General features: G+C 68.9%; 9 protein-coding genes. 7 read left to right on the top strand and 2 right to left on the bottom strand.

Features of this window, described 5'->3' with window-relative positions; genetic code table 11:
• Positions 1-5: 5 nt before the first annotated feature.
• Both ACRDP3_RS21390 and ACRDP3_RS21395 read left to right on the top strand, forming a co-directional pair.
• Positions 6-692 carry an alpha/beta hydrolase family protein gene (locus ACRDP3_RS21390; protein ID WP_431518604.1) on the top strand — a complete coding sequence of 229 codons (687 nt, stop codon included), beginning with the start codon at positions 6-8 and terminating at the stop codon, positions 690-692.
• A gap of 419 nt (positions 693-1,111) precedes the next feature.
• Positions 1,112-2,455, top strand: a complete 1,344-nt coding sequence (locus ACRDP3_RS21395) for a hypothetical protein (protein ID WP_431518598.1) — start codon at positions 1,112-1,114, stop codon at positions 2,453-2,455.
• Between the two features lie 28 nt (positions 2,456-2,483).
• Here ACRDP3_RS21395 and ACRDP3_RS21400 read toward each other — a convergent pair whose 3' ends face one another.
• On the bottom strand, positions 2,484-2,921 hold the full coding sequence (locus tag ACRDP3_RS21400; protein WP_431518599.1) for a cupin domain-containing protein: 438 nt from the start codon (positions 2,919-2,921) through the stop codon (positions 2,484-2,486).
• Between the two features lie 114 nt (positions 2,922-3,035).
• Here ACRDP3_RS21400 and ACRDP3_RS21405 point away from each other — a divergent pair, with 114 nt between their 5' ends.
• The 5 genes from ACRDP3_RS21405 (at position 3,036) to ACRDP3_RS21425 (ending at position 8,507) form a co-directional block, all read left to right on the top strand.
• Positions 3,036-4,046 (top strand): AraC family transcriptional regulator, encoded by a 1,011-nt coding sequence (locus ACRDP3_RS21405; protein ID WP_431518605.1) that lies wholly within the window; start codon positions 3,036-3,038, stop codon positions 4,044-4,046.
• A 78-nt stretch (positions 4,047-4,124) separates the two neighbouring features.
• Positions 4,125-5,252, top strand: coding sequence for a hypothetical protein (locus tag ACRDP3_RS21410; protein ID WP_431518600.1), 1,128 nt, complete (start codon positions 4,125-4,127; stop codon positions 5,250-5,252).
• Positions 5,249-6,073 carry an SDR family oxidoreductase gene (locus ACRDP3_RS21415; RefSeq protein WP_431518601.1) on the top strand — a complete coding sequence of 275 codons (825 nt, stop codon included), beginning with the start codon at positions 5,249-5,251 and terminating at the stop codon, positions 6,071-6,073. Before ACRDP3_RS21410 ends, ACRDP3_RS21415 begins: the two co-directional genes overlap by 4 nt.
• Before the next feature lie 304 nt (positions 6,074-6,377).
• Positions 6,378-6,812, top strand: coding sequence for a hypothetical protein (locus ACRDP3_RS21420; RefSeq protein ID WP_431518602.1), 435 nt, complete (start codon positions 6,378-6,380; stop codon positions 6,810-6,812).
• Between the two features lie 306 nt (positions 6,813-7,118).
• The gene (locus ACRDP3_RS21425) at positions 7,119-8,507 is read left to right on the top strand and encodes a sporulation protein (RefSeq protein ID WP_431518603.1); all 1,389 of its coding nucleotides are present in this window, start codon (positions 7,119-7,121) and stop codon (positions 8,505-8,507) included.
• 97 nt (positions 8,508-8,604) lie between these two features.
• Here ACRDP3_RS21425 and ACRDP3_RS21430 read toward each other — a convergent pair.
• Positions 8,605-8,747, bottom strand: a 143-nt coding sequence (locus ACRDP3_RS21430; protein WP_431518606.1) for an adenylosuccinate synthetase, incomplete at its 5' end; no start/stop codon positions are given.

The following is an 8,747-nucleotide window of genomic DNA, read 5'->3' on the forward strand; positions in this document are numbered from 1 at the left end:
TGGGGCTGAAGCCGGTGCCGCCGGAGCGCACGGAGCCATACGGGGAACACCCCTCGCAGGTCATCGACTTCTACGGGCTGGGCGCGCGCGGGCCCCGAATCACCGTGCTGCACGGCGGGTTCTGGCGTGAGGCGTACGACCGGTCCCATCTGTCGCCCTTCGCCGCCGCGTTGGCGGAGCGGGGCATGGCGGTGCGGCTGGTCGAGTACCGGCGCGTGGGCGGCGGTGGCGGCTGGCCCGAGACCGTGCGGGACGTCGATGCCGCGCTGGACCGGCTGGACCGGTTGGGCGGCACGAACGTACTGCTCGGCCACTCCGCGGGCGGGCAACTCGCCCTGTGGGCGGCGTCGAAGCGGGACCGCGCGGCCGACCGGGTGGTGGCGGTCGCACCGGTCGCGGACCTGGCGCGGGCGCACCGGCTACGGCTCAGCGAGTGCGCCGTGGCTGAATTCCTGGGCGGCGAGCAGCAGTTGGCTGAGCGGCTCCCGGAGGCGGACCCGATGCGGCTGCCGCCGCGCGTACCGGTGGAGATCCTGCACGGCACGGCCGATACGCAAGTGCCGCTGGAGCTCTCGCGCCGTTACGCCGACGAGTGGGGCGCGCGGCTGCACTTGCTGACCGGCGTCGGGCACTACGCGCCGTTCACGCCGGGCACACCGGCGTTCGGTGTGCTGGCTGACGCGCTGAAGTGAGGGGGCGCCCCCACCACCCACCGCCAATCCGCCGATTCGCCGATCCGCCGGCATCAGCGTCGGTCCGGGCCCAGTGGGTCGGGCTGGGGCAGCCGGTGGCTCTCGTGGAGCGACCCGGTCCTCGATCGGCACCGTCGGAGTGCCGACGGCCGGGCCGCACGCGGACGGCAAGGGCCTCGGGTGCTGCGCCATGTCGGCGACATCGCGGGGGATGTGCCCTGGCTGGCATCGTCGCGGAGCTGGTGGCGCTCCACGGCGCGGGGGCCGCGGCGTCGTACAGTGCGCTCGGCGGGGCCCGGTTCCAGGTGGTTCGTCCCCCCGCTGCTGAAAGCCACTCATGACGCCGCTGCGGCGGGTTCAGTTCCGTTCAGGTCTCTTCAGCGCGTGACAGCGATCCCGCCACGGCACAGGAGGCAGTCATGAGGAACATGAACCTGGCAGCGGCTGTGAGCGTGGCGCTGACCGTGACACTCGCGGCCGGTGGCTGCAGCGAGGAGCCGAAGGCCCGTAAAAAAGACTGCGTGCAGGTCATCGATGAGAAGACCGGGAAGAAGACGGGGAAGTGCTTGCCGCTCGCGCCGAAGAAGGACCGGGTCGACCTGGCCAAGCCGGTCTTCTCGGACCCGACTGACATCACCAACCCGCTCCACCCCAGCTCGAAGGTCCAGCAGGTGATCTACGGAGGCCAGGTCGACGGCAAGCCGTTCCGCACCGAATTCACCCTGCTGCCCGGCACCAAGACCATCGCCCTGAAGGACGGAAAGGTAAAGGCACGCATCCTCCAGTACATGGCGTTTTCCGACGGGCGCATCAAGGAAGTCGCGCTCGACTGGTTCGCACAGGCCGACAACGGTGCCGTCTGGTATCTCGGCGAAGACGTCTTCAACTACGAGAAGGGTGTCGTCGCCGACACCGAGGGCACCTGGCTGGCGGGGAAGACCGGACCCGCCGCGATGATCATGCCGGCGCGGCCCAAGCGCGGGGACGTGTACCGGCCGGAGAACGTGCCGGAAGTCGTCTTCGAGGAGGTCACGGTCAAGGATGTGGACCAGACCGTCAAAGGACCCTACGGACCTGTCAACGGCGCCATCACCGTCAACGAGCTCCACATGGACGGCACCCGCGAGGACAAGGTCTTCGCCCCCGGGTACGGGGAGTTCTCCACCGGCGTGGGCGGCGACCTGGAAGCGGTCTCCCTTGCCGTCCCCACCGACGCGAAGCCTGGCCGGCTGCCGGACCGTCTGACCGCACTGTCGGCAGCGGTCCGTGCGGCACACGTCGGGCGCACCGATCCGGCGGAGGTGCGGAAGGTACGCGACGCCTGGAACGCGTACCGGGCGGCGGACCGTGTGCCCCCGGTGCTCATTCGGCAGATGAACCGCGACATCGACACCCTCACGGCGGCCGTCAAGGCGCGCGATACGAGGCGGGCGTGCGCGGCGGCGCTCCGGGTCGCGCAGAACGACCTCGACCTGCACTTGCGCTACGAACCGCTCACCGCGGTCGAGGCTGCCCGGATGGACCTGTGGGCCCATCAGGTGACGCTGGACGCCGCCGCCAAAGACACCGGCGCTGTTGCGGGCGACGTCACCAGTCTCGAATTCACCTGGGACCGGGTCAAGCACACCACGAAACCCGGAAAGGCCACCCAGATCGACGGCCGGCTGAAAGAACTGCGAGACGCAGCCGACCGCAAGGACATGGCCGCGGTGGCAAAGTCGGCACCGCGGCTCCAGGCCGCACTCGCGGCCGGCAAGTCCTGACACAGGGGCCGCGGGCGCGTTCAACGCCCTAAATGACCCGGAAGTCGTCGAAGTCGAACCCGGGTGAGACGACGCAGCTGACCAGAGTCTCGCCCTCGACGTCCAGCGGACGGGCCCGCTGCCAGACCCGTGGCGGGACAACCGCCTGTGGTCGCTGGCCGTTCGCGACGTCGGGGCCGAGCGTCAGCGTCTCGGGATCGGCATCCGGCGTCTCCGCTTCGCCGCCCAACTGCAGGTGCAGCGGGGACCCTGCGTGCCACAGCCACAGTTCCGCGGAGCGGACGACGTGCCAGCGTGATGCGTCCCCCGGCCCCAGCAGAAAGTAGATCGCGGTGGCGCTGGCCCGCTCACCCGGGTAGCCGTCCGGGTGCAGGGGGACTTCGCTGCGCCAGGTCTCGCGGAACCAGCCGCCTTCCGGGTGCGGCTCCAGCCCGAGGGCTTCGATGAGCGCGGATCGTTTCGTCATGGGGGCATCATCCTCGGCCGCGCTGTCGGTGTGGGGGCGGGTCGCTGTGTGTGGGTGGGGTTCGTGGTGGGGGTCCGCCCGGCGGCGTGGGGTTAGCATCGCCCGGTGGGTGCGATGATCCGGGGAGCCAGCCTGCGCGGGTTCGGGCGCCTCGTCGAAGAGCTCGGCGGCGACCCTGGAGAGTTCATGGGGCGGTTCGCGATCCCTCCGGAGGCGCTCACCTCCGAGGAGGGCCTCGTTCCGATCGCCGGCCACGACCTGATGCTCGACGCGGTTGCCCGTGATCTTCGGTGCCCTGATTTCGGCCTCCGCCTGGCCTGCGGCCAGGACCTCAGCATCCTCGGCCGGCTGGCGCTGGCCATCCAGGCGTCGTCGACGGTGGCGGAGGCACTGGAGTGTGCGTCGCGGTTCATGTTCGTGCACAGCCCGGCACTGAGCATCGGTGTGGAACCCGATCCACGGCGACGCCGTGAGGTGGTCGCGCTGACGTATCGGAAGGATCTGCGCGAGTCGCCGTACTCCCCGCAGGCCATGGAGCTCGGGCTCGGCCTCTTTCATCAGGTGGCGTCGGCTCTGGTCGGCAGCCTGGCCGGACTTCGGTCGGTGGAGCTGCCGCACCAGCCCCTTTCGCCGGTGTCGCGGTACACCGAATTCTTCGGCGTGGACGTGAAGTTCGGGTGCCGGTCCGCCGCGCTGCGCGTGGAACGGCGGCTGCTCGACATGGAGTTCCGCAGCGCGGACGCGGCGATCCGCCGGCTCGCCGTCGAGTACCTGGCCGGCCACCACACCGATCCGGAGCGCCTGGTCTCCACGCACGTCCGGCGGGCGCTGACCGGAAGCGTCGGCACCACCCCTGCGACGATCGCCCACATCGCGCGGCTCCTCGCGATGCATCCCCGCACGCTGCAACGGCGGCTCGCCGCGGAGTCGACCGGCTTCGAGGAGATCCTCGACGACGTACGACGGGATCTCGCGCTGCGCTACATCACCACCACCGACCTGCCCCTCGGACAGGTGGCCGCGATGGCGGGGTTCACCGGCCAGTCCGGCCTCAGTCACGCCGTACGACGGTGGCAGGGCGCCAGTCCGAGTGAGGTTCGCCGCCGGGTGCGTGGCACTTCCTGAGATTGTCGTGCTGGAACAAATCCCGCCCAGCTCGGACCGGCATTCTGCTGCTCCGACGACGAGAGCGAGGAGTGGCCCATGGCGACAGCCGGAACCGACCACCTGACCGGGATCGGTGCGCGAGCGATCCCGGAATTCGACGGCGTCCACGACGTGTGGCCGCGCGGCGAACGGCTACGGGCGGTCCGCGAGGCCGCTGCGGCGTACAAGGAGCGCTTCAAGGCCCAGGGCCGGGTACGCGCGGTGAAGTCGGTCGACATCGCCGCGGCGCCGTACCCGGTGAAGTACGCCTTCCACGACGCCGTTTCGGTGCCCACGCTCCCGCTGATCTCGATGATCAACCGCATGATCGTCGTGCAGTACGACGACTTCGACGGCCGGGCACGCACGCTGGTCTTCGAGCCGACGGTGCCGGACGGCTCGGCGGAGGCACCGTTCTACCGCAATCTGCAGAAGCTGACGGACAAGGTCCCCGGCGGCAAGCTGCTGGAGCGGATGGTCCTGAGGTACTACGCGGAACCCGGCGACGTCCTGCGCCGACTGGGGCTCACCCCGGACGACATCGACTTCTGCACCTTCGATCATCTGCATGTGCAGGATCCGCGGATGATCCTGGGCTCCACCGAGGTCATCGAGGGCGAGCCGGCGCCCCGCGAGCCACTGTTCGGCGGGGCGCGGATGCTCGTGCACAGCCGTGAGCTGGCGACTCTGCAGTCCCTGCACCCGATGCAGTGGGCGTGGTACGTGGACGGCGGGCTCGGCGGCGTCGACCCTTCGAGGTTCCTCACCTTCGACGGGGACATCGAGCTCGGTCCCGGCGTCGCACTGCTGTGGACCCCCGGGCACACTGACGGCAACCACTCGCTGGTGCTCAACACCCCCGACGGCGTGTGGGTGTCCTCGGAGAACGGTATCGCGCTGGACAACTGGCAGCCGGAGCTGTCCAGGATCCCCGGCGTGCGGCGCTACCACGAAGCCTTCGGCCGCGAGATCTGCCCCAACGCCAACACGCTGGAGGACTCGCTGGACCAGTACGACTCGATGGTCAAGGAGAAGACCCTCGCCGACCGGTGCGAGGCGGACCCCCGCTGGCTGCAGATCCTGCCCTCGACCGAGCTGGCCCCCTGGAAGCGGTTCTGGCCGGTGGTGCCCACCTACGTCCATGGAGGCATCGCCTACGGCGAGATCAAGGGCGGCCGGCGATGAACCGCTCCCTCGCCGGCGCGGTGGTCACCGGGGCGGGCCGCGGCCTCGGCAGGCTGGTCGCCGCGGCTCTGGTCGAGCGCGGCCACCGCGTGCTGGTCACAGACATCGACGAGGAGGCGGCGCGCGCCGCGGCGGCCGAGCTCGGGCCCGACGTGTTGTGGGCCGCCGTCGACGTGCGGGACGAGGTCCAGGTCGCCGCGGCGCGGGACCTCATCGTGGCGGAGGCCGGCCGCCTCGACGTGTGGGTGAACAACGCCGGTGTGCTCGTGACCGGGCCGGCCTGGGAGCAGTCGCCGGCCGTACGCCGCCTGATGGTGGAGGTCAACGCGCTCGGCACCGTCAACGGCACCGTCGCCGCGATCGAGGCCATGCGGGGCACCGGCGGGCACATCGTCAACGTCGTATCGCTGGCGGGACTGACCGCGGTCCCGGGTGAGGCGGTGTACGCCGCGTCCAAGCACGCCGCGATCGGCTTCAGCCTGAGCACGCTCGCCGACCTGCGCCTGGCCGGGATCAAAGGGATCGACATTTCCTGCGTCTGCCCCGACGGCATCTGGACCCCGATGCTGCACGACAAACTCGACGACCCCGCCTCGGCACTGTCCTTCTCCGGCAAACTGCTCATGCCCGAGGAGGCCGCCGACGCCGTGCGCAAGGTGCTGGACCGCCCACGCCCGGTCACCGTGGTGCCGCGCTGGCGAGGGCTGGCGGTGCGCCTGGCGGACGCTCTCCCCTCGTTCGGGCTGCGTGCCGTCCCCCTGGCGGTCGCGCAGGGAAGGCGGGTGCAGCGGAAGATGCTTGCCAAGAGCCGGTCGGTGTAGATCTCCTCCTCCTCGCCGGCATCAGCGACTGTCCGGGCCCCCGTGTTTCGGACTGGGGCAGCCGGTGGCTCTCGTGAAGCGACCTGGTCCTCGACGAGGCGCGACGGCTGGGCCCGACGGCGGCCGGGCTTCGGATCGGCACGACGTCGTCGCTGCGGCCCGCCCTCACCCAGGCGAACGCCTGCCGGTCGACCGCGTAGACACCCCACTTCGCGTGCCGTGCGGGGTCGACGTCGCGCGGGGCGCGTTCCCAGGGGTACTTGGTTGCGGCGTCCAGGCAGGCCCGGGTCAGGTGCAGCCTGCGGTGGCCTGCGTACTTGTGGGCGGCGAGGAAGGTGAGGATGTGCAGGGTCTGGGCGTTGCCCTCGAAGCTGTCGAGCACCCCGCCCGTGAAGTGCAGTTCGGCCATCCGTCGGCCCAGCTGGGCGACCTTCATCGAGTGGGTCAACCTGGTGTGGTAGGCGCCGAGTTCACCGCTGGCGACGACCTGGCTCTTGTCCGCGAGCGCCCGCAATCGTGTGGAGTACAGGATCCGGTCGACGTCGTGCTCGAACCCCGACCACTGTCCGTCGTCTGCCACTCGTCGGCGCAGGGAATGCTGTTCCAGGTCGTCGTCGCAGGCCCTTACTCGCCGAGAATGATCGGTGCCGGCATCGTGGCCGACGACTTGGACGAGGCCGCCTCAAGGCTTTCAGCGGCCACACGAGGCCCACAGCCTCCTCATGCCCGATCGGCATAGGACACGAGCCGTCACTTGTCGCTGCTGCGCTTCGACCGCAGAAGGGCCAGGAGTATGAGTCCGAGCGGAATGTGGAGTTCCAGCACTGACGCATAAGTCAGTGTCACCGACATGTTCAGTAGATCGTTCTGCATGGCCGCCCACCCAATCTCGCGAGATCACGGAACCCGTGTGCTGAGTTCGTACTCGCTCATGACAGCTCGTGCCGCCTGGCGACAATAGGGCTCACAAGGGGGCTCACGACTTGTGATGCGGGTCCACATCGACCGGTGTGTGGGTAGGCTCCAGGTCACGGGGGTGGTGGACATGACACAGATCCAGGCGACGAAGACCCACCGGTACAACGAGCAGCTCGAGCGGTTGGTGGCGGAATCAGGACTGAGTCACAAGAGACTTGCTCATCGTATAAACGAGCTGTCGTTACGGGATGGGATGGCGAGCCAGTACACCCATACGTCGGTCGCAAACTGGTGCCGGCGGGGCATGGTTCCCAGATGGCCGATCCCCCAGTTCATCGGTATCGCGATTTCTGAGGCGCTGGGAAGACCCGTGACGGTCAGTGATATCGGAATGCGCGACGCGGAGGCAGCAGAAACCAGCCAGTTAGGTTTGGAGTTCGCGAGGCGGCAGGATGACGCACTGGACGAAGCCGCACACTATTGGAGCGCTGTGAACCGCCGCCACTTCCTCACCCAGCAGGCCTTCGCAGTATCAGCGTTCGTTACCCCCGTGACGCGCTGGCTGGTGGAACCTGTCGAGAGCACCCAGGCACATACCGGCAACCTGACGGTCGGGCGCAGCCACATCGATGAGTTGAAGCAGGCGGCCGACGCCGCCCGGATGTGGGATTCCCGCTACGGCTGCGCTGGGTGGAAGACCAAGTCGCTCAGTGAGTACCTGTACGAGCGGGCCGCTCCCCTCCTCAAAGGCAGCTATTCCGTGCCGGTCGGCAGAGATCTCTACCGGGTGACGGCGGAGTTGGCACGACTGGCGGGGTGGACAGCGTTCGACGCCGGACAACAGGACGCTGCCCAGCGGCACTTCATCCAGGCGCTCCGGTTGGCACGGGCTGGTGGCGACGTCGAACTCGGTTCGTACATCCTGAGTACGATGGCGATGCAGGCGCTGATGTGCGGGTTCACATCCGAGGCGATCGACATGGCGCAGGGAGCATTCCAGCGGGACCGCCGGATGGAACCACGAGTGGCGGGATTCGCGAAGCTGATCGAAGCGCGGGCGCACGCCCGCGCCAAGGACGGGCCGGCGGCGAGCAGATGCCTGGCACACGCCGAAAAGCTCCAGCGCAGCTCCACAGAGGGAGAAGACCGGACGTGGATCGGGTTCTTCACGCACTCCCGCATCATCACGGACGCTGCCGAGGTCTTCAGGGACCTGGGGAATCCCCGGGCGACTTTCGCGTGGCACACCTTGGGCGGGATGCCGGGCAAGGAGTTCATCCGGTCCCGGAGCGTCCGGCTGTCCGTGCTGGCCTCCGCACACGCGCTCAACGGCGAACTCGAACAGAGCCTGCACATGGGTCGGGAGTCCCTGGAGATCTTCACCCGCCTCGGCAGCGTTCGGGGGATGGACTATCTGCAGACATACAGCAAGTCCCTGTCCCAGTGGCGCCGTGAGCCGCAGGTGATGGACTTTCTCGCCGAAGTCAGAAAGAGCCGAAGGTCGCTGGCACACTGACGGGCCTACCGGCCGTCAGCCTTGCCACGTTCCTTAACCCGCCAGCCCGCAACACACCCCCACCCACACACCAGCGCGCGTGGGTGGGGGTGCCGGGTCAGAGGAAGGAGTTGATCTGGATCGTCTCGTCGCGGCCCGGGCCGACGCCGATCGCGGAGATCGGGGCGCCGGACATCTCCTCCAGCGCCTTGACGTAGCCCTGCGCGTTCTTCGGCAGGTCGTCGAAGGACTTCGCCTTGG

Origin of the sequence: Streptomyces sp., assembly GCF_050698815.1 — a bacterium.
Classification (GTDB): domain Bacteria; phylum Actinomycetota; class Actinomycetes; order Streptomycetales; family Streptomycetaceae; genus Streptomyces.